A 23,656-nucleotide genomic window follows, 5' to 3' on the forward strand; every position below is an offset into this window, starting at 1 on the left:
TTTTACACACATACTCTAGCTAAGAATCAAAGGTGAACGAAAATGATACTTCGAAATACAACAAAAACTAAAATAATTAAAACATCAGTCAACTTTGGAAAAGGAATGTCTTTTCATCTCGATAAATCAGGGCAACCTATTAAGACTGAAAAAGGCATCAGAACTCACTCATATAGGCACGATAAAATAGAACCTAATTTTCCAGTGCTATATCACCCGACTCGCTTCACCGAATGCCAAGAAATGAACTTATTTTTAATGCACCGCTTTGAAGGTCATTTCAGTCTCAAAAAGAATCAAATAGACAATGAGGCTTTTAGTGACGCTTATCATGCCAGCCAACCGGGAAAGCCATTAGATGTTAAGTCTGTTTGCAGTATAGCTAAGCACTTAAAAGCTTTCTTAGATTGGTTGGATAAAGATGATGCATCCTATTTTGAAGTAATAGCTGCACCACTTTCAAAACAATCTGTAGATGATGATATTTCTAGGTTACCTGTGTGGAGATATCACAAACATTTATGTGAAAGAGTCGAAACCAAAGATAAGTCTAAACGCATAAGCTTTAACAGCGCTCAAGAACGAATTAGAGCTGTTAAAGCATTCTATATATGGAGCCATAAGCGCGGGGCTATAGATAGCCTCCCCTTCTCACTTGAATACAAACAGGTACGTATTAAATCGAAAGCTAAATCAAGTGTAAGTTCATTGTTTCAATTACCTACTAGCAACACACGTTCTGGAGGCTTATGGAAGTGGGTTAGTAATTTGAGCATTCCAAATACATTGAAACAAAAGGAAGACTCACCCGAAAAAGATCTACAACCATATTCTCCAAAAGAACTTAAACAGTTGCTGGAGACGGATACGGCTCAAAAAGAGACTTATAAGCTTTATTTGCAATGTGCTTTGCTAGGTGGACTTCGTTCTTTTGAGATTTCAGCCATCGACCAGAAAGACCTTTTTGATCCTGATGAAAAAGAAAACGAGAAACGTATTCCAAAATTGAACATTGTACGAAAAGGACATAAGCCAGTGAGATTAACAATAGCGCGAGTTCTAATGAAGCTTTTGTACAATCACACTTTGACAATTCAAAATATGAAGCGACGTACCAAACATGAGACTAATCATGGTATGGACAATAGTGAACATCCGCTTCCTTTGTTTATGAATAGTTCAGGATCGCGGATAAGCGAAGATACACCGGGGAATACTATTTCCATAGTTAGAAAAGAACAAAGGAAGCAGGGATTAGAAATACTATTACGCACATTCCATGACTTACGCGCTACCTTTGCTACTTATGTCGCTAAATACCTAATTGACAAAGGTGAATCGGAGAGTTCCATCAGACAGACACTAATGACCTTGATGAGTCACGAAAGTTTTAAAACAACCAAACGTTACATCGACTTTGCCAAAAGTGTAGCAGTGGATGCATACGGAGCAATGTCAGAGTGGGTGAAAGATATCTACGGTGATGTTGACGAATTACTGATGCGTGAGGCTGAAGATGCAGCAGCAAGTTAAAACGCGGAAGTCCAATCGTATTCCTGCTAGATTTAAACCTCATTCAATTGTTCTAGCCAAACAGTTAGACGTTTTATTTAACAGGGCATATGACAAAGAAAACAATATTAGCGCAGATGACGACACTGCTATTTCAATGAGTCGCTTGCGGAATGCTTGTGTCAGTTTACAACATACTCTTCCTCTAGCCCTTAATAAGGTTAGTACAGATACTGCGACATCAATTCAAACTTCGGGATTAAATGCTCTATCAGACTTTGAAATTTGGCAAGAACTGGAATACTTTTGCATTAATGAAATAAATGATGTCAAGCTACCTAGTTATGCTACTCGTATAGAAGAAGCCTTAGAAAACTTAGCTAAGTTTCATTTTTATGATAACGCTATCAACGCTCCTTTTAGGCTAGTAAATGGGGCTACTTCAATCGACATAACTAAATTATTCGAACTTGAATTCCATCAAGTAAAAGAGATTCGTAAATTACTAAATAAATATCTGGACTATCTCGTCCTTCCAGAATTAAGCCTCAAAGATTCTTCTATTAGGGACAATATCCTCAAAACTGCGACAGCTATTATAAATCTTTGTCTACATGATACTTTTAAGAATACTGAACGCGTCAAACTGCCATTATTGGCAACATTACAGGATAGGGAATTCGTTTCATCATTTATATGCAATCACAACTTCCGTACTTTTTTAAAATTTATACTACCCGATGTGTGGGGTAAAGCTAGAGTCAATCAATTTAAAACTGAAGCCGAAGTAATAGGGTATGCACAAAGCATATCATCCAAATTTGGCAATGAAGTTGATGCTTTTTTGAAAAATCAGATAGCAAGCGCTTCGGAAGCTAATACAACAAGAGTTAGATCCTCAACTTTATCATTTCCAAGGTGGTTGAATAGTGCTGGTAGCGTAGCATCACCAATAATTAAGCTGCTTAGTGAGCGTGGAATTCAAGGGTTTGCAGAAAATGGCCTTCAGGGATTTAAATACCTTTATAAGCATTACCAAGAAGAAACTCAAAATAACCAGCAGTTTTTACTGCTACTAAACGCTGCATTGGACCTTTACCACTTTGTTACGGGTGAAAAAATCGCAAAGGAAAGTTTATTACCCTACTCATTGGGCTATTACCTTAAAGAAAGTGACACTACCGAATGGCAGAAGCATGAGTGGGTATATGACAATGCCTATAAATTTTATCAAAACCTAGTCGAATACCATAAAGTTTTTACAAAGCGAATTGATGGCGAGAGCATAGGTATCGTCACTCTCAAAGGTTACATAGGTAGTATGGCTAGAGCATTGAAAGAAAATGCATCATCATTAACAGATGAACAAATGAAGCTTATTGCCAGTCATGGGGTTCATGCTTTTGTTGAAAATAACTGTGAGATACTAAAGGCTATAAGAGAGGCAATTCAACTAAAATCAAAACAAGGCGATTTGTCGGTTTTTGTTGGTAATCAATATCAGAGCGCTATCGACAAATTACTATCGTTTTATGGTCTAGATACTATTAAAAGCTTTCCGGTCAACACCGAATTAACTGCACAACATCAAGAGCAACTATCTCAGAATCAAGATAAACTCTACTCATATAGAGAAGTAGTAGAATTAGCATATTACATAGAAAAAGGGCTTTCTGAGACCTTACTCACAATTAAAGACAAAGTTACACTTTATGCAGCAAAAGTCATATTGAAAACTGGTTGGAATTCAACTCCTACGCTAGAGCTTGATACTGACGACTTATTTTTCTTTAACACGCCATTACATTCAAGTAAAACTCCTGCTCTTCGTTTATTTAAACGCCGAGCTAATTATCAAACTCAATGGCATAAATTTGAAATTAAAGCCGAAGATCTAGAAAAAGAAGGCGTCTTATACGGCGACGTTGTCGAACCAGTAATATTTGATATTAAGGCTGCGACTAGACTTACGTCTATTTACCGCCCTTCTATTGAGAACCTATCAAAAAGAATTTTTGTTTTTCCCAAAGTAAATAGTATTGGAGAAGTAAAGATTCAATTATTAACAGCATCACGTTTCAAGACCTCTATAGATAGGATATTGACTGAGCTTGGGTGTGATATCGTATTTAATTCGCAAAAGATCAGAAAATCAGGGCTTAACTACATTTACCGAAAAGTTGCCAAAGAATTTAAGTGGTATCAAAAAGCTGGCAAGCACTCTTATGAAACGTTCTTGCGTCATTATTTAATGCAAGATAACAAAGATGTTGCAATGACAATCAACAGAGCGACAAAAACAATGGCAGACTATTTTGTTCGCGATGTTACCGACAAAGTAATCATTTTGCAGACTCCACCAGAAGACGGTAAAAAAGTCCCGAATGGCACATGCATTAACTCAAAAGATAAATCCGCAGTAGTGGCATTCGAATCTCAAAACAGGAAATTATTAGACCAGCGAGATACAAACGAGCATGCATGTGCCGACTTTAACGCATGCTTGTGGTGTCCGTTCTATCGCTGTGTTGCTGACGCATTGCATGTTTGGAAACTTTTGTCATACCGGGATTTTGTTGTTGCTGATATGGAAAACTCAGCCGCAACATTTGACTCTGTAACAGAGCAACTGGAAAACATAGAGCAGTTGAAAAATAGAGTTAACGAAATATTAACTGATATTGCCAAGCTTAATGCTCAAGCTGTGATTGATGGAAAAGAATTATTGAGAACAGAGGGTATTCATCCTCATTGGAAAAACACAGGTTTGCTATGACCAAAGAGATAACTAAAACAAAACTACTTGATATCGCTGTTGTAAAAACACATACAGGTCAAATCACTATAAAACCTTTGGTTCAGGTGTTAGAAGATTTTAAAGTTGATGATACTAGCGCTTTTAATTCGATTGCTTTGTGGGAAAACAGAGCATTGAATATTGCTAAACATGGCACTATTCACTTTGGCGATGACACTTGGATAAGCTATGAAGAAACGCAAAGAAATGTGAATTTTAAAGGTGTTGATGAATTAGCATATCAAATTCGAATTTATTCACTAATTAAACTCACACATGGTGATGTTGTAGGCGGTAAACCTCTAAAAATCTCTACACTTCAAAATGATGTAACGTATCTAAATTTAATTGCAGCCTTCTTAAGACAAAGAGGTTATCACTCATTTCATGAGTTGGAGTTCAAATCTGACTTAGTTATTAGGAATCTCATAAAAGACTATTTATATGAAGTCGGGAAAATAGCTATTTACAGACAATCACACTCATTTACTAAACTATTTGACGTGCAACGAAGCTTTCGTCTTTTTGGCCCTAAGGTGTGTAGTGTTTTTATTGATGTGCTTAACCAACTAAACGAGTTACACCATCCGAGACCAGTCACTTATTCGCACCCTGTCATTCCTACTAAAGTAATGAAAAAAATTCTGAAGTTTGCAGAAAAAATAGTTGAAAACTCTAAGGATAAGATAGAACGATGGCTAGAATTAAATGCACGCTTAATAGATAGTTTACATGAAGGCTCCATTGAACCACCGCCCAAAATGAATACAGGTGAGCTAATAGCAAAACATGTAAGAAACTTACCCAATGAAGAGGAATTCATTCAATTATCCGAAGAATTAGAAGATTTAAAATTAGCCACATACATTAATATCTTGGCCTATACAGGTATGAGATATAACGAAGTACTTACATGCAAGGTTGGCTGTGCCAATTACAAAGATGATATTTATTACATTACGGCAATTATGACCAAAACCGACAACAGTAAGGTTGAGATGGAATGGTTTTCAAACGCTGAAGTACATGAGTGTGTTGGTATTTACGAAAAATATGTGATCGGTATGCAAGAAAGGGCAAAAGCTGTACTTTCTTCATGCAGAGCCAATATAACAAGTAGTCAAGCACACAATTTGAAAGAAGGGTTAGAAAGAAACCGTCTTTTCGGGGTTTCACATAGTAGCTGTAGTGTTAGTTTTAGCGATACTGGGCGATTCACAAAATTTGAGGTTAAAAACAGTGAAAACATTGAGCTTTTTGACTTAACTCTAGACGATGATGATATAGCAGAGCTTGAACGCCTTGAATCTAACTACAAAGAAGTTAGAGGAGAGAATAGAGGTGTCCCATACGAAGAAGGCGATACGTTTAGATTAACCGCTCACATGTTTCGACATACGTTGGCCTACTTTGTCATTGCCAATAAATTAGGTGAGCTTGATGATATTAGATATCAATTTAAACATTTAACTAGCCTAATGACGTTTGTTTATACTCGAAGAGCATTTTTGGCCTCAACAACTTTAATTAAAACTACTGAAGAGTTTAATGAGATTTTAATTGACCGTGTTGCAGAAGAGTTAATAGATGAAGCCGAGTCACAATCACTTAAAGGTGGTGCTGGTGAGCAAATTAATAAAACATCTAAAGATCTGATAATAGGTATTACTGATAGTCAAAGTAAAGATTCGACTGTGATTAAGCAGATCCATTTCAGTTCAATTGAAGAACTGAAAAAATTTCTCGTCAAAAATATTAAAAACATACGTGGCTTACCTACGGGGTACTGCACTGCGGGAGAAGCTTGCAAGATAAAAGGAGCAGGAATCCCTAGTGGCTGTGTGTATTGTGGTAGTAAAATCATTACCAAACGCCACAAGGTCAATTGGCAAATAATAAAAAAAGAAGCAACGCAGAAACTAGAGGCATATGCGGCATTAACCAAAGAAGAGCAAGAAGATTACGAGCTATTTGCTATTCACTGGAAAAATAATATAGCAGCAGCTGACTATGTATTAGATGAAGGCAAAGCGCATACAAACCAAGGAGAACAAGCATGAGTAGCGCATACGATGATATAAAACGTGCTTTTGAAGAGATGAAATCTGATGGCAGCAAGATAACCAAAAATGCAGTAGCAACGAGAGCTAAAAGAAATATTGCAAATCTATCTAAAGAAGAAGAAAAATGGGTAAAGTTACGAGAAAATATTGAAAAAGCTCAATTAACTTGGGAAGAAAAAAATAAAGATAATTTAATAAAACAACTCAGAACAAAGGTAGCCGAACTAAAAAGCAAGCTTGCTAAAGAAAAGCAAAAAAACGAGATTGACCCTAAGGAAATCGATAAGGATTTTGAAAAGCTACTGGTGCGATTACAAGAAATGTACGCTGAAATAGATAAGCTCAAACTGATTAATGCTGATTTAAAAAATCAACTTCAGCACTCAGGGCAACATACAGAAATAAGAGTGGATACGTCTACTGGTGAAATTATTGAATTAGTTTCAACGAAACAATAGATTAGATGTAGTAGCTCATATCTCATCTTACAGTTTTGTTGATTAGGTTTAGACTTCACCTGACAGGCAGCAAGAGCGAACAAGAGACGGTCAGAGTGATCTGGATATGTGAACTTAATTCTACAAAGCGGACGCTTAGCGACCCCGTTCATGCAATAAAATTGAGTTTAGGCAATCCGCATTAATTGTATAATGATGTCTCTGCTTCTAAAGAGTATGTTTATGAGAACCATTGGAAAACTGGCAAAAGATTTAGATATCAATGTTGAAACGATCCGCTTTTATGAGCGCCAAGGTTTAATAGAGCAGCCTCCAAAACCCGAATCAGGTTATCGAAAGTATGACGAGACACACGCTAATCAACTCAAATTTATTCTGAAAGCTAAAGCATTAGGGTTTACGCTGAAAGAAATTGAATCACTGATGTCACTAAGTAGCAGTTGCGCTGATATAGAATCGATGGGATTGCAAAAACTTAATCTCATCCGTAATAAAATTGCTGATTTACAGCGGTTAGAGAAAGTAATTCAAGATATGACAGATTCTTGCAAGGCCAATCAAGACCCTCAATCCTGCCCGGTAATAAATTCACTTAAATAGCTATTGACCCCGTACTTATGTACGGAGTTTATACTACCTTAAAAATTGAGGTAGATAGTTATGATCAATAAAATTCTAGATAAAGTAGGTTCTGGTGGCGTTTGGCTAGCCGCCCTTAGTTGCACAGCATGTTTTCCTGCGCTCGGCTCATTGGCATCTGCGCTTGGGTTAGGTTTTCTTTCACATTTTGAAGGGATAGCGGTGAACACCTTATTGCCATTATTTGCTTCACTAGCGTTGTTAGTTAATTTCTATAATTGGTATCAACATCGAGAGTCATTAAGAGGCATTTTAAGTGTCATTGGCCCAATTGCAGTATTGCTGACCCTTTATCCTTTATGGCAATACGACTGGAGCACTTACTTATTTTACTTTGGGATCATTTGGATGGTCGTAATGTCTATTTTAGATATTGTTAAGCCCATTAAGGAACCAGTATGCAAGGTATAGAATTAAAATCTAAGATAACTTGCCCTGAATGTGGATTTAGCAAAGTTGAAACCATGCCTACAAACGCTTGCCAATGGTATTACGAATGCGAAAGCTGTAAAGCACTACTTAAACCGTTCAAAGGTGATTGTTGCGTTTACTGCTCTTATGGAACAGTTAAGTGTCCTCCTATTCAAGAAGGCAATGCATGTTGCTCAGGTAAGTAGCCTAGTATTCGGTGGTTCTGTGCCAACCAAGTAATATCTTAAATGCGATTGCGATTAACACTAAACCACCAAATAGTTCAGCTTTAGACTCCAGCCATACGCCACTTCTTTCGCCGATATTCACACCAATCTAGCTAAAGGCAAACGTCGTGACGCCTATTATCAAGCAAGCTACGGCTATGTCTACCTCAAGCAATGTGATTGCATAACCTGCCGCCATTGCATCAATACTGGCGGCAATAGCAAGAACAAATAGCACACGATGAGTAACATTAGCAATATCTTCTTCAATTCCTTCAGATTGGGACTCATAAATCATTTTTGCCACCGATAAATAATAGCAAAATAAAAGCTATCCAAGGTGCATAATCTTCAATCCAAGATGATCATCCTTTACCGCTGTAATAGCCTAAAAGAGGTATAAAGCCTTGGAAAAATCCAAAATAAGCAACGGCTTTAATAAAGAGTTTTTCAGCATTTGCTACTTTTTTAGAACCTAAGCCTATGGATACTGCAAACACGTCCATACTGAGTGCTATAGCTAATACAAATACTTCAAACAAATCGATTAAACCTGAATAAAATTGTTATAAGATTACGTGACGTATAATTAGTTACTTGACTGATGTTAAACACCTAAGGTTTGCTGACAGTTGCTCAATTATCGAAGCCTTATTTTTACACCAAATTTCAGCCAGATATTCAGTAACAGTGCCAACACTTGAAGGAAACAGAATATTCCCCGCCACTTTGGCGAAAGGGCCATCAGTTTCGAGTAAAATCCTATCTTGAGGTATCCACGATATTACTTTTTTAGCTCTGGCTGAAGTAAGCATGGCTGGCCCAATAGAAAAGAAACAGCCTAGCTCGACGGCTTCTAGAACTTGCTTCTTAGTACCTAAAAACCAATGAAGAATAGAAGTACCAGCATTGGGGTATAACTTAAGTTGTTCAAGTACTTCACCTGTCGCATTAAGACTATGGATAGTTAGTATTTTGTTATCAAAGTCTTCACATTTTTTCAAAATATGCGTGAAAACCTCTAATTGATCATCAAAGTAATCAGCATAACCTTTTGAGCCATCCAGCCCAATTTCTCCAATATATCTAGTTCTATCAACTAGCTTATCGAATAGAGGTAGTTCATTTTTCCTTAAATGAGCAAGTTGAGGGTGAAGCCCCAAAGCCGTTTTACAGTGTTTTATGCCACTTGTTAACTGAACAGTACCTTCAAAAGCTGAAGGCACCGTAGTTACTGATAGCACGTAATAATTACTGCTTTTTATGTCGTTCAATACCTCTTTATGATCTGGATATAAATCAACATGGCAATGAAGATCCATCATGATGATTTATCCGCTTGGAGAAATAATTCAACCTCTGCTAATCCTCGCTTAATAGTTGATTCTAGTTTTTCTCGTATATCTTTATCTTGTGGTATTGGTCCTGACTTTCGAAGCCAAGAACGATAATTGTCAGTCTGTTTCAACCGGATAATGGCAGTTTGAACCGCTTGGAGATCATCGCGAGTATCTTTTTCTTTAATAAGACCTCTCAACCGCTTTGTCTTGTATGGCGCATCTTGTGTAAAACCAGCATGAAAAACTGACGCTCTTCGAATAAGGCAAGGTACACAATGCCCACACTGTTTATGCTCTCTGTGCCAATGACTACAAGAAACACTCAGAGGAACTGCTTTTCTAATTGCGTCTTGATCAACACATTCCGCTAACATTTCACCTTTAGTTTTGAATTGATAGGGGTTTACAAATTTGACATGAAACCCAGTGTCTCTAAGCAAAGATTCAAGCCTGCTTAGAAAATTAGGATGAGTAGTTCTAGTACTATGGCTACCAATCCGTCTTCTGGTAAGCGGTGGATTTATAGAAATATAGCCATTCTCAGGGACGACAATAGTTTCAATACTGCTATCGCAATTAGCATTTCTTAAGGCTGATATACCAAGTACCGCCATAGCTAGGAAGTTGAAGCTTCTTCCCCTCATGCTAATGTCAGTTTTACCTTCTAAATGCTTGATAATATGAGGAGACATTGAATAGGACAATTCGCCGAATGGCGGGGATAATAAATGCTTAATATCTTCCTGTTTTGCGCCATCACCACGATAAGCGTGACTAACCAAAAGCGGTTTTAAGGCTGACTCTCCGTTTAAAATGTCAATTGCACCAACTGCGCTGTCAAGACCTCCTGAAAAAAGGCAGACTGAGTTGAGTCCAATTAATGATTTTGCTTTTGCTTTCGCTTGCTCACTTGTTTTAGGAGTCGGCATCGGCATAGTTGTTTTTTCAAAAGTAAACTGCCATTGATCGCCCGTTAGAAAGTTGAGCAAAGAACTTAGTTCAGGCTCAACAGTATTCCACATATCCTCATCGGTAACAGGAACATGTAAATGCATTTTTCTAGCCCATGCATTTTCTGCATTATCCCTCAATTCAAATGTATCAGCGGCGGTAACGGCGGTTGCAATTGTTATCAGATCTATTGCATCAGCATCTACATGCAATCCTAAATCACGAACTGTTTGTAGTAGTTGTTTTGACACCAAGCTGTGCTTAGTGATGTCATTTTGATGCGTGTGAAACATTTGGACAGGATGACAGTCTTCAGAAAAATCAGGCAAGTTAGCTGGGTCATGGTTAAAATAAAAATTAGTCATCAAAACTCTCCCATTCATCCACTGTCATTGCAATTGCATCAGCTTGAATTTTAGTAATATTTTCCTTGCTAATAGTACTAGGGTTGCCATTAGTTACTTTGTCTAACTGCTCTTGTGTGATCACTTTTATTAATTCCCTTAATTCTACTTCCATTTGATGATGCTTACTTGCAGGCTCAACATGAAACCAAGCTCTGCCCATGCCTTCAACCACATCCTGAAAAATAAGATCTGTTAAATAACAGCCTATGGCTTCTTGAATAACTTCGTCAGTAAAACTGTTTGGGTCAAATTCTTCTGTATCGGGGAGTGCTTCTTCTAGTGCGTAATCCAACGCAACTCTTACAGCATCCGAATCGGCATTATCAGGTGCCAAATGACTAGCAATTTTGTCAATTGCTTGGTCAGTCGATAACCCAGTTAGATCACCTAATGATAAGCTTTGATTATTAACCGTTACGGTGTCGCCACGCATGACACCAAGCAATCCAGAACCAGCCGTTATACCGCTTGCTAGTCTCCGGCTTGTGCTTTTACCTCCGCCAGAGCCTTTTCTAGAGTAACTTTTTAATGAACGCCTTAGATCTGAGGTTGAGCCACCTGTTTGTGCATATTTACCAAATGCTCTTCTGGCGCTGGCAAACCTATTTGGAGGTGGCGTTGCTGTTGGCGAACCACCGATTTCTTGTTGAACCTTGTCATTGTCAATATCGTTGGTATGGTCATTCTGATCATCAGATTGATTGTTATCAGAACCAGTTTGATCATCCCCATCAGTACCTGATGCAGGCTCTATTGTGACGGGATCTCCTTGCTCTGCCCAAGATGGAATTAGCGGACTCTTGTTATTCGGTCCTGTAGACGATGCGGACGTACCCATATTACTTAATTCCCTCTAGTTCTTTTAAGATTGGATTGAGCCACCTTTGACGAGGCAAGCTTTTTAAGAATGTAAGAAGACTTAAGCAACATTTATCATCCTGCTTGGCAAGTAACACGGCTCCATAGATGCCTGTTGGTTTTTCGGTCCAATCACCAATCAACTTAAAGTTTTCAATCAAACCATCCATGACTGACATGTACTCTTCCTTCGGAGTTGTGGTAATCGCAGTAGAGTTAACGCCACTGACCCTTACCTTTTGCTTCATTAATTCTTCTACAAGTTTTTGAGCAGCTCCCGACATTACCGCATTAACAGCACCCATTGGAATGCTTTCTCGGCTAAGGTATGCCGCTGGGGTCAAATCCATCTCAGTAAACATTGGAGGTAATTTTGACCATTTATCAATAAAAGCTAGGTCGAGTTTCCACTCTTCAGGTAACTTTATTTCATCAAATTCAACTTCTGAATTTTCGAGATCCGCTAAAACTTTTGGATATCCGTTTTCCTTATCAATTAATTCATAAAGCTTGTTAGTAGCCTGAGTGCCTAAGCACCTCTCAAAAATTACCAGCTTAGTGATAGTTTTCTCGTCAAGCTGCATTCCTCGACGGTGAGCCGTTTTCTTTCTCATCTTAACTTGATTGAGTAATCGCTTAACTATGCGAGGGTTACCGTTAATGTTTGTGGATTCAGCTAATAGTGGAGCTAACTGTTCAGCAACTACAAATTTGCTTCTGAGTCCTGAATGCTTTTCGATATCGTGATCCTGAAGAAGCTCATCAACGGTAATTTGTGGTTGTTTCCAAGAAAGCCTTAATGATTCTTCAAGGGCACATCTTATCGCTTCTAACTGAGCATCTGTCACTCCGTGGTCTTGAGCGGTGAGCATCATTAAATATGCCCTTATCTCAAGAACACCGGGCCTTGGTACATGCACAGGAATTTGAATAAGCTTGTCTAAATAATCAGTTTGATGTCGTTGAGATGCACCTTTGTGATATTCAGGTACTGCCAAACGGATCATGTCTTCATCGGCGGCAATGACAAATGCGGTATTTGGTAAAAATAGAAATAATCTGATCGCCTCAAGTGTTGAAATGGCATTAAATGGAGAGCAGCGATCTAAATTATCGACATAGACAATAAGTGGCTTATCAAACTCCTTTAACAGATCAGAATATGCTTTTCGGAATTCTTTAATTTCTTTAGGAGGTGAGAATGATTTCTTATCTTTGATCAAACCTTTGTTTTTCTTCGCAACATCCTTAGCGCCATCGACAGCACCTTTTACATCATCAACATCAAGTTCACCATCGTCACCACCACTGAATAGTCCCATGATCTTCTGTATACCACCCATAGTCGGTATACCAGCTAATGCTGCACCACCATTCATTAGCAGTCCCATCAGTCTGATCTTATCTATTCGTCCAGCAAACTCTATTGCTTTTGCACTTAGATTTTTATCGTCTGCTGCTTTTTTTACTAAAGTAGATGCAATTGTTTCTAATAGCGCTGCTTTAGCGTCATCGTATCCTTGGAAAGTCCATGCATCGAAATGCACTTGGATATATTCTTGTTCATCAGTTTCCAAAGATGCTTTGGTAAGTTCAAGAATCGTGGATTTTCCAGCGCCCCAATCACCAAAGACACCTATACTAATAGGCATTAATTCCTTTTCAGTGATAAGATCTTTAATCGACTCAGCCGTTTCATTAAAGTTTAAGAAGTCAATTTTTGACTCTTTATCAGACCACATAACATCTCCTTTTGTTTATTATTTTTTTGTTCCATTCTTTCAATAGTTCGATGAACCGTCGGGCGGCTAACAGAATATTTCTTCGCTAATGCAGAGATCGATTCACCATTTAATTTATCTTTATATAATTCTTTCGCTTGTTTGTCTGATAAAGCAGGCAACCTACCCATATGTTTGCCTTTAGCCTTCGCTTCTTCGCGACCTTCTGCGGTTCTGGCTTTTATAAGATCCCGCTCAAGTTGAGCGAATACTCCACATAGGTTGATCATGGCGGTGGCAAACGGATTATCATTTTTAGTATTGAGAGAGCCGTCGATAATATTTAAACAAGCCCCCTTTTTGTGGATACTTTCAATAGCCTCAAGAATAGACTTTAATGATCGGCCTAGCCGATCAAGGCGAGTAACAATTACCTCATCACCCTCCCTGATAAAATCGATGAGTTCCTTTAGCTTTTCTTCATTTCTAATGGAAGCACCTGACTGTTTTCCTTGAAATATTTTTTCACAGCCATGAGCGTCCAACTTGGACAGTTGAATATTTAAATCTTGCTCTTTAGTTGAGACTCTTGCAAAACCAACTTTCATATGTACGAAACCTGTAACTTTCGTACATCTTAACAATCAAGTGAACGAAAGTACATTAAATAAATTTCGTACATGAACGTAATAAAATATAGTTATTCGTACACAACAAGGATAGAAAATGAATGACAATTCTAACTATCAAGTGACTTAATTATTCCACACGCTTCAATGGTGTTTTCAGTTGTACACAAACTTGCCATTTGTTGAAGCTCAGCTTTTAGTGCTTTGAGTTCTCTCATTCGATTGTTAACTAAGGCCAATTGTTGAGCAATGAGCTTATTAACACTTGCACAGCTTTCTTCTGGCTTATTTTTCAGTTCCATAAGGCGTTTAACATCTGTTAGAGGGATATCCAAACTTCGGCAATGCTTTATAAACTCTAATTCTTTTAAAGCCCGTTCACCGTATAACCTGTAATTCCCTTCAGTACGTTCAGGAGTTGAAAGCAACCCTTCTTTCTCGTAATACCGAATTGTTTGTATCGAACACCCTGTCGTTTTTGAAAGTTCACCTATCTTCATAAAACTTTAGTCCTAAATCTTGACTCTATAGTCACTATAGACTTTATAGTTAAGTTATCAAGCAAATAACTAAGGCCGTGCAATGAGTGGTTGTGGTTGCGAAGTCGAACTAAAAGATGCGAAACAAAAACATGTGCTGTATTGGTTGCTAGGTATTAATGCGGTTATGTTCTGCGTTGAGATTACTGTGGGCCTATATGCAAACTCAACGGCTTTGATAGCAGATTCAATGGATATGCTGGCTGACGCAATTGTCTATGGTATTGCTCTATATGCCGTGAGCCGATCTTTAAAGCATAAAGCCAATGCAGCCCTTATCAGCGGTTACTTTCAGCTGACACTCGGAATACTGGTAATCTTTGACATAGTAAGAAGACTCGGAGAAGGTGAGCCTCACTCTTGGTTCATGATCGGCTTTGGTTTTGTAGCATTAATAGCAAACGTCATTTGTTTAGTTTTAATCAGAATGCAAAGCAATGGTGAAGTCCATATGCGTGCAAGCTGGATATTTTCAGCCAACGATGTGATCGCAAACTTGGGGGTCATTGCTGCTGGTGTTTTAGTGATGCTACTTGATTCTCGCTGGCCTGACATTGTGATTGGTAGTGTGATTGCAACCCTAATTTTAAGAGGGGCTTACCTGATTATTACTGATGCGAAGAAAGAGCTGAGCAACGCAGAGTTAACAAGCGAAAACAATAGCTGTAGTGGAAGTAAATCAAAATCATGTTCTTAAAGGAGATGGATAATGAGTGCTAATTATTTAGAGAAAACACAAATATTAGACTTAGATGATCACAGCATCCAATCTCTAATAGCAGATCGGAATTGGAATACAATGGATGAATACAACACAATAGGAGCTGCTTACACCTTTGTTAAAGATGAGATTCAGTTTGGTTACAACCGCAGCGATGATATATCTGCGAGTGAAGTTTTAGCGGATGGCTATGGACAGTGCAATACCAAGGGAAACTTGTTAATGGCTCTATTCCGAGCGCTTGGTATTCAGTGCCGATTTCATGGTTTCACGATTGACCAACAGCTTCAGAAAGGCGCTATTCCTTCTTATGTATTTTGGCTTGCCCCAAAATCCATTATCCATAGCTGGGTAGAAGTGCTCTATGAAGGTAAGTGGATCAATTTAGAAGGCTTCATTCTCGACGAAGCTTACCTAAGTTCAATTCAATCCAAATTCAGTCAAGCTAAAGATAATTTTTGTGGTTATGGAATAGCTACTACCTGCATAAGTAACCCAGAGACGAACTGGGTTGGTAAAGATACTTATATTCAAAAAGAAGGCATACACGACGACTTTGGCTTTTATGACTCACCCGATGAATTCTATGCTGAGCAGGGAACCAATCTAACGGGTATTAAACGTTGGGCGTACCAAAACTTTATCCGTCATATCATTAATTGGAATGTACAAAGGCTTAGAAGAAAAAATGTAACCGCCGAGGCTCAACATGCATAACCACTCTCACGGTCATGATCACCCTCACAATGATGAGGACGCTTCGAGACGCATTGGCTGGGCTTTTTTTCTAAACCTCACGTTTACCATCATCGAATTTATCGGAGGTTGGTTAACCAATAGTACGGCAATCATGGCAGATGCTATCCATGATTTAGGAGATAGCATCTCCATAGGCACCGCATGGGGATTAAATAAGCTCAGTAACAAGCCTGCCTCTAGCCAGTTTTCATATGGTTACAAGCGCTTTTCATTGCTTGGCGCATTGATTAACGGTTTGGTATTAACTGTTGGTTCTGTTTTTATACTAATTGAGGCCATACCAAGATTAGCTAACCCCGAAATGCCTCAAGTCGAAGGAATGCTTTTATTAGCTATTTTTGGCATGGTGGTAAACGGTTACGCTGCCTATAAGCTAAGTCATGGAAAGACCTTAAATGAACGAGTTTTAAACTGGCACTTGCTTGAAGACGTTTTAGGTTGGATAGCTATATTTATTGTATCAATCGTATTGATGTTTGTTGAATGGCCCATACTCGATCCTATTTTATCAATTGGGTTTACCCTTTTTATTTTATTTAATGTTGTAAGAACACTGAAAACGACACTTATGCTCTTCTTGCAAGCGACACCAGATATTGATCTTATTGAAAATATTAAATCGAAAATAGTTTCTAAAGCCATTGTGGGTGAAGTACATCACTTACACATCTGGTCACTTGATGGTGAACACAACGTTTTAACCGCCCATATTGTTTTAAACACTGAAATATCTAACGAAGAGCTGAAATCGTACAAGCTAGAGTTGCGACAGGAGCTTAAAGAGTTTGATTTTGCTCATACAACAATTGAAATAGAGTTCATAGACGAGCAATGTCGTGACGCAAGCTAAACGATAGTGTTAACATTGGCATAACTAAGAGATAGTTGAAACGAAATGAATATTAAACAATTCCCTGCATACATCATGATAGTGCTGATATTACTTCAGTCATTTTCTGCTGTGGCAAAAGTTGCTGATGTTCATATTGTTGATTCCGAGCATATAAAAACCGAGCATGTTCATGCTTTAGATGACCACATTTCTTCTGAAAAATTAATACAATCATCAGCAGATAATGACCAACACAACCCCGCTGATTGTCATCATTGCGGACACTGCAATGGCTCGCATGTACAGTTTGCTACGCATGTTTACATCAGTAGAGACATTGATTTCAAATCAAGTCAGGTATTTGATTATTTAAAAGTAGTCATTGAAGCTCCCCCTTCCAGATTACTTCGACCTCCCAAAAGTTAGTCCTTTTATTTAATTGGCGCGTTAGGCGGTGAAGCCAACGCTCGTTTCATAAAATAAACAGGACAAAATATGAATATGTCTTATTTTAAGGCCCCCGTACTTGCTTGGAAGAAAGTAAAACGGTTGCTTCTGTTGTCGTTTTTAGTGACAACTAATAATGTATTTGCAAATGACTTAACTGTTGATTCAGTTTCATTGTCAGAGGCAATACAACGAACACTTGCAAACAACCCACAGCTAACAGCTTTTAAATACAAACAAAAGCGTTTAGACGGCGAGTTAGCTACCGCAGGGTTAAAACCTGAATATAACGTCAGCGCTGAATTGGAAAACTTTGCAGGTACAGGTGATGTATCTGGATTCAGCGACGCTGAACTTACCTTATCAATATCTTCCGTGGTGGAATTGGGAGATAAGGTAAATAGCAGAAAGCTTTATGTTAATGCCCAACAGCAAGCAATAGCTGTTGAAAAAAGAATACAAACACTCGATATTTTGGGTGAAGTAGCAGCTCGCTATATCGATGTTTTGACGTTACAGCAAATCATGCTCGTCAATGAAAATGCAGAAAAGCTAGCACGAGAAACCTATCAAACTGTCTCCAAAAAAGTTCGTGTTGGTTCGGCACCGTCATCAGAGCAAAAACGAGCTGATGCAGCTTTAGCAACAGCTCGACTAAAGACGCTAACCATTTCCAAGCAGTTAGAGGCCAGTGTTCGTAAGTTAGCTATTATGTGGGGAGAACAATCACCGCAATTCTCTCGTGTATCAGGCGATTTATTTGCACTTCCCAAAACAATATCACTCGAATACATCATGGCTCAACTTTCTCAAAGTCCTCATATATTAGCTTATGCAGAGCAATCGAGAATTCAGCAAGCTCAATTACAATCAATCAACGCACAAAGCCACGCTAATATAACGTGGAGCGCAGGTGTGAAAAGACTTGAAGGTAGCAATGAGACTGCGTTGGTTGCAGGAATTAGCGTCCCTCTGTTTACGAGTGATAGAAATAGAGGCAGCTATCAATCTCAAAAAGCAAAACTCGATGAAGTTGAGCAGCAACGGAAAGCCAGTGAGCGAGCAATTTACAGCCAATTAGCGACATTTTATGCGGCTCAGGAAGAGGCTCGCCTTACGGTTGAAACCTTACAAACCAGTATTATTCCGCCTCAAGAAAGTGCTTTGTCATTAGTGCAAAAAGCCTATTCGGACGGGCGCTTTAGTTATTTAGAGCTAGTTTCAGTTCAAAAAGAGCTTATTGAGATGCAATATGCGCTTATTTTTGCCGCAAGTGAGGTTCACAAACAAAGCGCCTCCATTGAGTCCTTATCAGGCATTCCATTAATTTCTTCCGGCAATACAGAAAGCCAACTTTCAAGCTTTATTGAGAATTAATCATGAAAAAGAAAAATATATTAAATTCACCAATCAGCCTTTTCAAATTAATGCTTGTTGCTGTAATTGGTTTCACCTCCATCACGACCTCAGCCAGTGAAGAACACAAAGATGAAATAGTCTCTATGTCTGTTGAGATGGCTAAACAAAACAGCATTGAAACAGTAGCAGCAACTAGCGGTGTTATTCATAACGAAGAAGTTGTATATGGAAAAATCGTTGCCGATCCTGCCTCACTTGCGCACGTTAACGCTAGATTCGATGGTGTTATTAAGGAAGTAAAAGTCAATCTCGGCGAAGAGGTCAAAAAAGGTGAAACGTTGGTAGTGATTGAATCCAATGAGAGCTTAAATCAATATTCGATAAAAGCACCAATGTCTGGGCGTATAGTCGCTAGGCAAGCCAATATTGGCGAGCTTACAAATGGTGAAAACTTGCTGACAATAGCCAATTTTGACGTGGTTTGGGCACAACTATCAGTGTTTCCTACTCAGCTAAGTAAGGTTAACGCTAACCAGCAGGTGCTAATTCATAGCACTGAATTTAATCAAAGTGCGCAAATTAGCTATTTAACACCATCACTAAACGACAAGCCATACTCATTGGCATTTGTAAAATTGGATAACAAAACCAACAAGTGGCCGCTTGGCACTGTAATTAAAGGTGCGGTTACGACCAGTCAACACTCTGCTCCAGTTGTTGTGCCAAAAGGAGCCATTCAAGAGTTTGAAGGCAAAGATGTTGTTTTTATTAAAGAAGGCAATGAATACCACCCTAGCGCCGTAAAAACTGGCGCTTCAGACGCTATCAATATTGCTATCATCGACGGTTTGAACGTCGGCGAAAGTGTGGTTGTAAAGAACAGTTATCTGCTAGTTGCTGATCTAAAAAAATCGGAGGCTGGACATGAACACTAATCTCCGACCTTTTTGTCCTCTACATATTGGCTTCAGTATTATCGAGGTGAAAATATGATCGCTTGGATACTAGAATTATCTATCCGTAGACGTGGTACTATGTTGCTTATGGCCTTGTTTATCATCGCTTTAGGAATATGGAACTATCAGAAGCTACCTATTGACGCTGTGCCAGATATAACCAATGTACAGGTACAAATAAACACGCAGGCTCAAGGTTATTCACCTTTGGAAACAGAGCAACGGATTACGTTTATCGTCGAAACGGGCTTGGCGGGTTTACCTAAGCTGGATTATACCCGTTCACTTTCTCGATATGGCCTGTCGCAAGTGACTGTTGTGTTTGAAGAAGGCACAGATTTGTATTTTGCCAGAAACCTAATCAATGAGCGACTTAGCGCAATTAAGGAGCAACTACCGTTTGGCATTGAACCAGAAATGGGACCAATTGCTACGGGCCTCGGTGAAATATACATGTACAGTATAACTGCCGACGAAAGTGCAAAGCAGAATAATGGCTTACCCTATGATGCGATGGCGTTAAGGGAGATCCATGACTGGGTAGTGAAACCACAACTTGCATTGGTTAAAGGGATTACGGAAATCAATGCAATTGGTGGCTATAAAAAGCAATACCATATCAATCCCGATCCGTTAAGGATGTTGCACTTCGGTATTACCAGTGAAGCACTATCAAATGCAATAATGCGAAATAATGCAAATCAAGGGGCTGGATTCATCGAAAGAAGCGGACAGCAAATTCTTGTTCGTTCACAAGCTCAGTTGCAATCTATTCAAGACATCCAAAACGTCATTATAAAAAGCGACGACGGCACACTTGTAAAAGTTAAAGATGTCGCCGAAGTTGCGATAGGAAAAGAGCTAAGGACAGGAGCTGCATCACTGGAAGGCAAGGAAAGTGTGATTGGCACCGCAATGATGCTGGTAGGAGAAAATTCACGCTCGGTGGCATTGGCTGTTGGTGACAAGCTTAGTGAAATCCAAAACAGTTTACCTCAAGGCGTGTCCATAGTTCCCTTATATGACAGGACAACTCTGGTTGATAAAGCAATTAGCACCGTACAGAAAAATCTTATTGAAGGTGCATTACTGGTTATCTTCGTATTGTTCCTATTACTGGGTAACATACGCGCCGCTTTGATTACCGCCGCAGTAATTCCTTTGGCAATGTTGGCAACAATCACGGGCATGGTTCAAAGCAAAGTCTCTGCGAATTTAATGAGTCTGGGAGCCTTAGATTTTGGATTGATTGTCGATGGCGCGGTAATAATCGTTGAGAACTGCATTAGGCGGTTAGCAGAAAGCCAAAAACGAAATAGTTCTGTCATTTCCCTGAAAGAACGCCTAGACATTGTTTATTCTGCTACCAATGAGGTTATACGACCTAGTGTTTTTGGCGTATTGATCATAACGATTGTCTATTTACCTTTGTTTACCTTATCGGGTGTCGAGGGCAAAATGTTTCATCCGATGGCCGCAACGGTGATAATCGCTCTATTGTCTGCAATGGTATTTACCTTCACGCTAGTCCCCGCTGCGGTTGCTTTATTCTTGAAAGGCAAAATCAGCGAAAAAGAAAGTCCAGTAATTGTCGGCGCTAAGTCAGTTTATAGTCCTGTTTTGAAGTGGGCTTTAAAACTACGTTGGCTAGTTGTTTGCGGCGCTGCTTTACTTGTGACATTTAGCATATTACTTGGTAGTAAATTAGGATCTGAATTTGTTCCTCAACTTAATGAAGGTGACATTGCACTGCACGCGATGCGTATTCCGGGCACGGGTATTGACCAAGCTGTAGAAATGCAGAAGGTACTTGAACAACAAATTATGAAATATGATGAAGTTGTTACGGTGTTTTCAAAAACGGGCACAGCAGAAGTTGCGACAGACGCGATGCCGCCAAATGTGACTGATACTTTTCTGATATTAAAGCCGAGAGAGCAATGGCCCGACCCTAATTTAACGAAAGAGGATTTTGTTGAAAGGCTGGAAAAAGATCTCAGCTCTATTCCCGGCAATAATTATGAGTTTACTCAACCAATTCAGATGCGATTTAACGAATTAATTAGCGGAGTAAGAGCTGATTTAGGGATTAAGCTCTACGGTGATGATCTATCCCAACTTGTCATTTCTGCACAAGAAGTTTTGGCTACACTCAATACAATTTCAGGTGTTGCTGATGCGCGGCTCGAACAAGTTGATGACGTGCCTATCTTTACCGTTAACCCCAAGCCTGAAGCATTAGCGCTATACGGGTTGGATGCAAGCGACTTACAGTCTTGGTTAAAAACAGTCGTGTCAGGTGAAGGCGCAGGGTTAATATTCGAAGGTGATCGTCGATTTGAAATTGTAGTTAGATATCCTGAGCTGTTGAGAGCCAACCTTGATCAGCTAGGTAATTTGCCAATCGCGACAGAAAGTGGTGAGTTTGTACCTGTAAGCGAAGTTGCAGAGTTAAATTATACGACAGTTCCAAGTCAAATAAGCCGAGAAAATGGTAAGCGACGAATTGTAATTACAGCAAATGTTAGAAACCGAGATCTAGGCTCATTCGTACAAGAGGCACAGCAAAAAATTCAACAAAATGTTGAATTGCCTGCTGGTTATTGGCTTGAGTACGGCGGAACATTTGAGCAACTTGAGAGTGCAACGCAAAGATTATCCATCGTAGTACCTGCCACATTGTTTGTAATTTTGACACTGCTTGTCATAGCATTTAGTTCAATAAAAGATGCCCTGATCATATTTAGTGGTGTGCCTTTAGCACTTACAGGCGGCGTATTGGCTTTGTGGTTAAGAGACATGCCTCTTTCAATTTCTGCTGCTGTTGGATTTATCGCTCTTTCAGGGATAGCTGTATTAAATGGACTGGTGATGCTGTCATTCATTAAACAGCGATTACTTGAAACAGGAGAGCTAATAAACTCAATTATCGAAGGTGCAACTATCAGGCTTCGCCCTGTATTAATGACCGCTTTGGTTGCTAGCTTAGGTTTCATTCCTATGGCATTAAACGTCGGAACTGGGGCTGAAGTTCAGAGGCCATTAGCAACGGTGGTAATTGGAGGGATTATTTCCTCTACTTTACTTACTTTAGTTGTTTTGCCTGTTCTATATAGAATTGTTTACAGTAAATACAAATCTTAACTTTAATTTAGAGGCTTCTCGTAATGTTTTCGAGAAGCCTTTTGTTAAGTTACTTTTGCTCGTTCAGGTGTGTAAAAAGACCTATTTAAAACTAAATTACTTTTAAGACGCCGCGATACATTTGTATCTGACAATGAAACTCATGCTCTCCCTGTGACAAGTTTAATAAGGTAATTTGAGTAATTTCATTTAACTTAAGCTGTTCGCTTATATCCAATGAAGGAATAAGCATTATTTCAGCGCAGGGGGATTGCTCTTTATGACCGTTATGAACGCACGTCATTATTGCTAATTGCGCAGATTATGAATGAAACTGGTAAACGGATTATCATTTTTTGTACTGACAGAACCATTAATAATCTTTGAACAATCGCCCCGTTTGTGAGTACTTTCAATGTCCTCAAGAATAGACTTTAATGATCGGCCTAGCCGATCAAGGCGAGTAACTATTACCTCATCACCCTACCTGATGAAATCGATTAGCTTCTTTAACTTTTTTCATTTCTAACCGAAGTACCAGACACATTGCCTTATAATATTTTTTTACAACCATAATAGCCCAACTGAACAGTTGAGCATTCAAATCTTGTTCTCTAGTAGATACTCTTGCAAAACCACTTTCATGTGTAGGAAACTTTTAGCTTTCGAACATGAACGAGATAAAAGATCAATATTCGTTCATTTAAAAAGTGAAATAAATGACAACTCTAACTATCAAGATTAATTCTTCCACATGCTTTAACTGTGTCTTCACTTGTACACGAGCTTACATTTGTTGAAGCTCAGCTTGTAGTACTTTGAGTTCCCACATTAGATTGTTAACTAAAGCCAATTCCGCCTGTGTCTATCACAAGTTCAAAACTCAAACTCTAAATATAAGCTGATT

General features: G+C 38.9%; 22 protein-coding genes and 1 pseudogene. 14 read left to right on the forward strand and 9 right to left on the reverse strand.

Annotated elements, in window-relative coordinates:
• The first annotated feature begins 42 nt into the window (after positions 1-42).
• The 7 genes from BM378_RS07875 to BM378_RS20630 all read left to right on the forward strand — a co-directional run bounded on the left by BM378_RS07875 (position 43) and on the right by BM378_RS20630 (position 8,086).
• The gene (locus BM378_RS07875) at positions 43-1,533 is read left to right on the forward strand and encodes a tyrosine-type recombinase/integrase (RefSeq protein ID WP_016708217.1); all 1,491 of its coding nucleotides are present in this window, start codon (positions 43-45) and stop codon (positions 1,531-1,533) included.
• Positions 1,517-4,288, forward strand: coding sequence for a hypothetical protein (locus BM378_RS07880; protein WP_074988938.1), 2,772 nt, complete (start codon positions 1,517-1,519; stop codon positions 4,286-4,288). The genes BM378_RS07875 and BM378_RS07880 overlap by 17 nt, the downstream gene beginning before the upstream one ends.
• The gene (locus BM378_RS07885) at positions 4,285-6,369 is read left to right on the forward strand and encodes a site-specific integrase (RefSeq protein WP_016708219.1); all 2,085 of its coding nucleotides are present in this window, start codon (positions 4,285-4,287) and stop codon (positions 6,367-6,369) included. The genes BM378_RS07880 and BM378_RS07885 overlap by 4 nt, the downstream gene beginning before the upstream one ends.
• Positions 6,366-6,830, forward strand: a complete 465-nt coding sequence (locus BM378_RS07890; protein WP_016708220.1) for a hypothetical protein — start codon at positions 6,366-6,368, stop codon at positions 6,828-6,830. Before BM378_RS07885 ends, BM378_RS07890 begins: the two co-directional genes overlap by 4 nt.
• Positions 6,831-7,052: 222 nt before the next feature.
• Entirely contained in the window at positions 7,053-7,430 is a 378-nt protein-coding gene (locus BM378_RS07895) for a MerR family transcriptional regulator (protein WP_016708221.1), read from the forward strand.
• A gap of 60 nt (positions 7,431-7,490) precedes the next feature.
• Positions 7,491-7,880 (forward strand): organomercurial transporter MerC, encoded by a 390-nt coding sequence (merC, locus tag BM378_RS07900; RefSeq protein ID WP_016708222.1) that lies wholly within the window; start codon positions 7,491-7,493, stop codon positions 7,878-7,880.
• On the forward strand, positions 7,868-8,086 hold the full coding sequence (locus BM378_RS20630; protein WP_062566147.1) for a GDCCVxC domain-containing (seleno)protein: 219 nt from the start codon (positions 7,868-7,870) through the stop codon (positions 8,084-8,086). The genes merC and BM378_RS20630 overlap by 13 nt, the downstream gene beginning before the upstream one ends.
• Position 8,087: 1 nt before the next feature.
• On the opposite strand, the pseudogene BM378_RS07910 reads toward BM378_RS20630, so the two are convergent.
• The 7 genes and pseudogenes from BM378_RS07910 to cadR all read right to left on the reverse strand — a co-directional run bounded on the left by BM378_RS07910 (position 8,088) and on the right by cadR (position 14,513).
• A pseudogene (locus tag BM378_RS07910) lies at positions 8,088-8,649 on the reverse strand (manganese efflux pump MntP).
• A 51-nt stretch (positions 8,650-8,700) separates the two neighbouring features.
• Positions 8,701-9,432 (reverse strand): Qat anti-phage system TatD family nuclease QatD, encoded by a 732-nt coding sequence (gene qatD / locus BM378_RS07915; RefSeq protein ID WP_016708224.1) that lies wholly within the window; start codon positions 9,430-9,432, stop codon positions 8,701-8,703.
• Complete coding sequence (gene qatC, locus BM378_RS07920; RefSeq protein WP_016708225.1) at positions 9,429-10,763, reverse strand: Qat anti-phage system QueC-like protein QatC; 1,335 nt, start codon at positions 10,761-10,763, stop codon at positions 9,429-9,431. The genes qatD and qatC overlap by 4 nt, the downstream gene beginning before the upstream one ends.
• Positions 10,756-11,643, reverse strand: a complete 888-nt coding sequence (locus BM378_RS07925) for a Qat anti-phage system associated protein QatB (RefSeq protein ID WP_016708226.1) — start codon at positions 11,641-11,643, stop codon at positions 10,756-10,758. The genes qatC and BM378_RS07925 overlap by 8 nt, the downstream gene beginning before the upstream one ends.
• Position 11,644: 1 nt before the next feature.
• Positions 11,645-13,405, reverse strand: coding sequence for a KAP family P-loop NTPase fold protein (locus BM378_RS07930; RefSeq protein ID WP_016708227.1), 1,761 nt, complete (start codon positions 13,403-13,405; stop codon positions 11,645-11,647).
• A complete protein-coding gene (locus BM378_RS07935; protein ID WP_016708228.1) occupies positions 13,369-13,992 on the reverse strand; it encodes a recombinase family protein in 624 nt (207 codons plus the stop codon). The genes BM378_RS07930 and BM378_RS07935 overlap by 37 nt, the downstream gene beginning before the upstream one ends.
• A gap of 131 nt (positions 13,993-14,123) precedes the next feature.
• Positions 14,124-14,513, reverse strand: coding sequence for a Cd(II)/Pb(II)-responsive transcriptional regulator (gene cadR / locus BM378_RS07940; protein WP_016708229.1), 390 nt, complete (start codon positions 14,511-14,513; stop codon positions 14,124-14,126).
• Between the two features lie 82 nt (positions 14,514-14,595).
• Between cadR and BM378_RS07945 the strand changes: the two genes are divergently transcribed.
• The 7 genes from BM378_RS07945 (at position 14,596) to BM378_RS07975 (ending at position 22,770) form a co-directional block, all read left to right on the forward strand.
• Entirely contained in the window at positions 14,596-15,249 is a 654-nt protein-coding gene (locus tag BM378_RS07945) for a cation efflux transmembrane domain-containing protein (RefSeq protein ID WP_016708230.1), read from the forward strand.
• Between the two features lie 12 nt (positions 15,250-15,261).
• A complete protein-coding gene (locus BM378_RS07950; protein ID WP_016708231.1) occupies positions 15,262-15,990 on the forward strand; it encodes a transglutaminase-like domain-containing protein in 729 nt (242 codons plus the stop codon).
• Positions 15,983-16,882, forward strand: a complete 900-nt coding sequence (locus BM378_RS07955; RefSeq protein WP_016708232.1) for a cation diffusion facilitator family transporter — start codon at positions 15,983-15,985, stop codon at positions 16,880-16,882. The genes BM378_RS07950 and BM378_RS07955 overlap by 8 nt, the downstream gene beginning before the upstream one ends.
• A 45-nt stretch (positions 16,883-16,927) precedes the next feature.
• Entirely contained in the window at positions 16,928-17,290 is a 363-nt protein-coding gene (locus tag BM378_RS07960) for a hypothetical protein (protein WP_016708233.1), read from the forward strand.
• Between the two features lie 75 nt (positions 17,291-17,365).
• Positions 17,366-18,688: a TolC family protein gene (locus BM378_RS07965; RefSeq protein WP_231387283.1), complete on the forward strand. Its 1,323-nt coding sequence runs from the start codon at positions 17,366-17,368 to the stop codon at positions 18,686-18,688.
• A 2-nt stretch (positions 18,689-18,690) separates the two neighbouring features.
• Complete coding sequence (locus BM378_RS07970; RefSeq protein WP_016708235.1) at positions 18,691-19,605, forward strand: efflux RND transporter periplasmic adaptor subunit; 915 nt, start codon at positions 18,691-18,693, stop codon at positions 19,603-19,605.
• 54 nt (positions 19,606-19,659) lie between these two features.
• On the forward strand, positions 19,660-22,770 hold the full coding sequence (locus tag BM378_RS07975) for an efflux RND transporter permease subunit (protein WP_016708236.1): 3,111 nt from the start codon (positions 19,660-19,662) through the stop codon (positions 22,768-22,770).
• Between the two features lie 91 nt (positions 22,771-22,861).
• On the opposite strand, the gene BM378_RS07980 is transcribed toward BM378_RS07975, so the two are convergent.
• Both BM378_RS07980 and BM378_RS20730 read right to left on the reverse strand, forming a co-directional pair.
• Positions 22,862-23,053, reverse strand: a complete 192-nt coding sequence (locus BM378_RS07980; protein ID WP_227006812.1) for a cupredoxin domain-containing protein — start codon at positions 23,051-23,053, stop codon at positions 22,862-22,864.
• Positions 23,054-23,058: 5 nt separating this feature from the next.
• Positions 23,059-23,220, reverse strand: a complete 162-nt coding sequence (locus BM378_RS20730) for a recombinase family protein (RefSeq protein WP_353956868.1) — start codon at positions 23,218-23,220, stop codon at positions 23,059-23,061.
• Positions 23,221-23,656: the final 436 nt, after the last annotated feature.

The sequence above is a fragment of the Pseudoalteromonas lipolytica genome (assembly GCF_900116435.1).
Taxonomy (GTDB): Bacteria; Pseudomonadota; Gammaproteobacteria; order Enterobacterales; family Alteromonadaceae; genus Pseudoalteromonas; species Pseudoalteromonas lipolytica.

Bases quoted from the DNA above. Each gene is read 5' to 3' on its own strand.
- BM378_RS07875 (WP_016708217.1), top strand. From the start codon at position 43: ATGATACTTCGAAATACAACAAAAACTAAAATAATTAAAACATCAGTC.
- BM378_RS07880 (WP_074988938.1), top strand. From the start codon at position 1,517: ATGCAGCAGCAAGTTAAAACGCGGAAGTCCAATCGTATTCCTGCTAGA.
- BM378_RS07885 (WP_016708219.1), top strand. From the start codon at position 4,285: ATGACCAAAGAGATAACTAAAACAAAACTACTTGATATCGCTGTTGTA.
- BM378_RS07890 (WP_016708220.1), top strand. From the start codon at position 6,366: ATGAGTAGCGCATACGATGATATAAAACGTGCTTTTGAAGAGATGAAA.
- BM378_RS07895 (WP_016708221.1), top strand. From the start codon at position 7,053: ATGAGAACCATTGGAAAACTGGCAAAAGATTTAGATATCAATGTTGAA.
- merC (WP_016708222.1), top strand. From the start codon at position 7,491: ATGATCAATAAAATTCTAGATAAAGTAGGTTCTGGTGGCGTTTGGCTA.
- BM378_RS20630 (WP_062566147.1), top strand. From the start codon at position 7,868: ATGCAAGGTATAGAATTAAAATCTAAGATAACTTGCCCTGAATGTGGA.
- qatD (WP_016708224.1), bottom strand. From the start codon at position 9,432: ATGATGGATCTTCATTGCCATGTTGATTTATATCCAGATCATAAAGAG.
- qatC (WP_016708225.1), bottom strand. From the start codon at position 10,763: ATGACTAATTTTTATTTTAACCATGACCCAGCTAACTTGCCTGATTTT.
- BM378_RS07925 (WP_016708226.1), bottom strand. From the start codon at position 11,643: ATGGGTACGTCCGCATCGTCTACAGGACCGAATAACAAGAGTCCGCTA.
- BM378_RS07930 (WP_016708227.1), bottom strand. From the start codon at position 13,405: ATGTGGTCTGATAAAGAGTCAAAAATTGACTTCTTAAACTTTAATGAA.
- BM378_RS07935 (WP_016708228.1), bottom strand. From the start codon at position 13,992: ATGAAAGTTGGTTTTGCAAGAGTCTCAACTAAAGAGCAAGATTTAAAT.
- cadR (WP_016708229.1), bottom strand. From the start codon at position 14,513: ATGAAGATAGGTGAACTTTCAAAAACGACAGGGTGTTCGATACAAACA.
- BM378_RS07945 (WP_016708230.1), top strand. From the start codon at position 14,596: ATGAGTGGTTGTGGTTGCGAAGTCGAACTAAAAGATGCGAAACAAAAA.
- BM378_RS07950 (WP_016708231.1), top strand. From the start codon at position 15,262: ATGAGTGCTAATTATTTAGAGAAAACACAAATATTAGACTTAGATGAT.
- BM378_RS07955 (WP_016708232.1), top strand. From the start codon at position 15,983: ATGCATAACCACTCTCACGGTCATGATCACCCTCACAATGATGAGGAC.
- BM378_RS07960 (WP_016708233.1), top strand. From the start codon at position 16,928: ATGAATATTAAACAATTCCCTGCATACATCATGATAGTGCTGATATTA.
- BM378_RS07965 (WP_231387283.1), top strand. From the start codon at position 17,366: ATGTCTTATTTTAAGGCCCCCGTACTTGCTTGGAAGAAAGTAAAACGG.
- BM378_RS07970 (WP_016708235.1), top strand. From the start codon at position 18,691: ATGAAAAAGAAAAATATATTAAATTCACCAATCAGCCTTTTCAAATTA.
- BM378_RS07975 (WP_016708236.1), top strand. From the start codon at position 19,660: ATGATCGCTTGGATACTAGAATTATCTATCCGTAGACGTGGTACTATG.
- BM378_RS07980 (WP_227006812.1), bottom strand. From the start codon at position 23,053: ATGACGTGCGTTCATAACGGTCATAAAGAGCAATCCCCCTGCGCTGAA.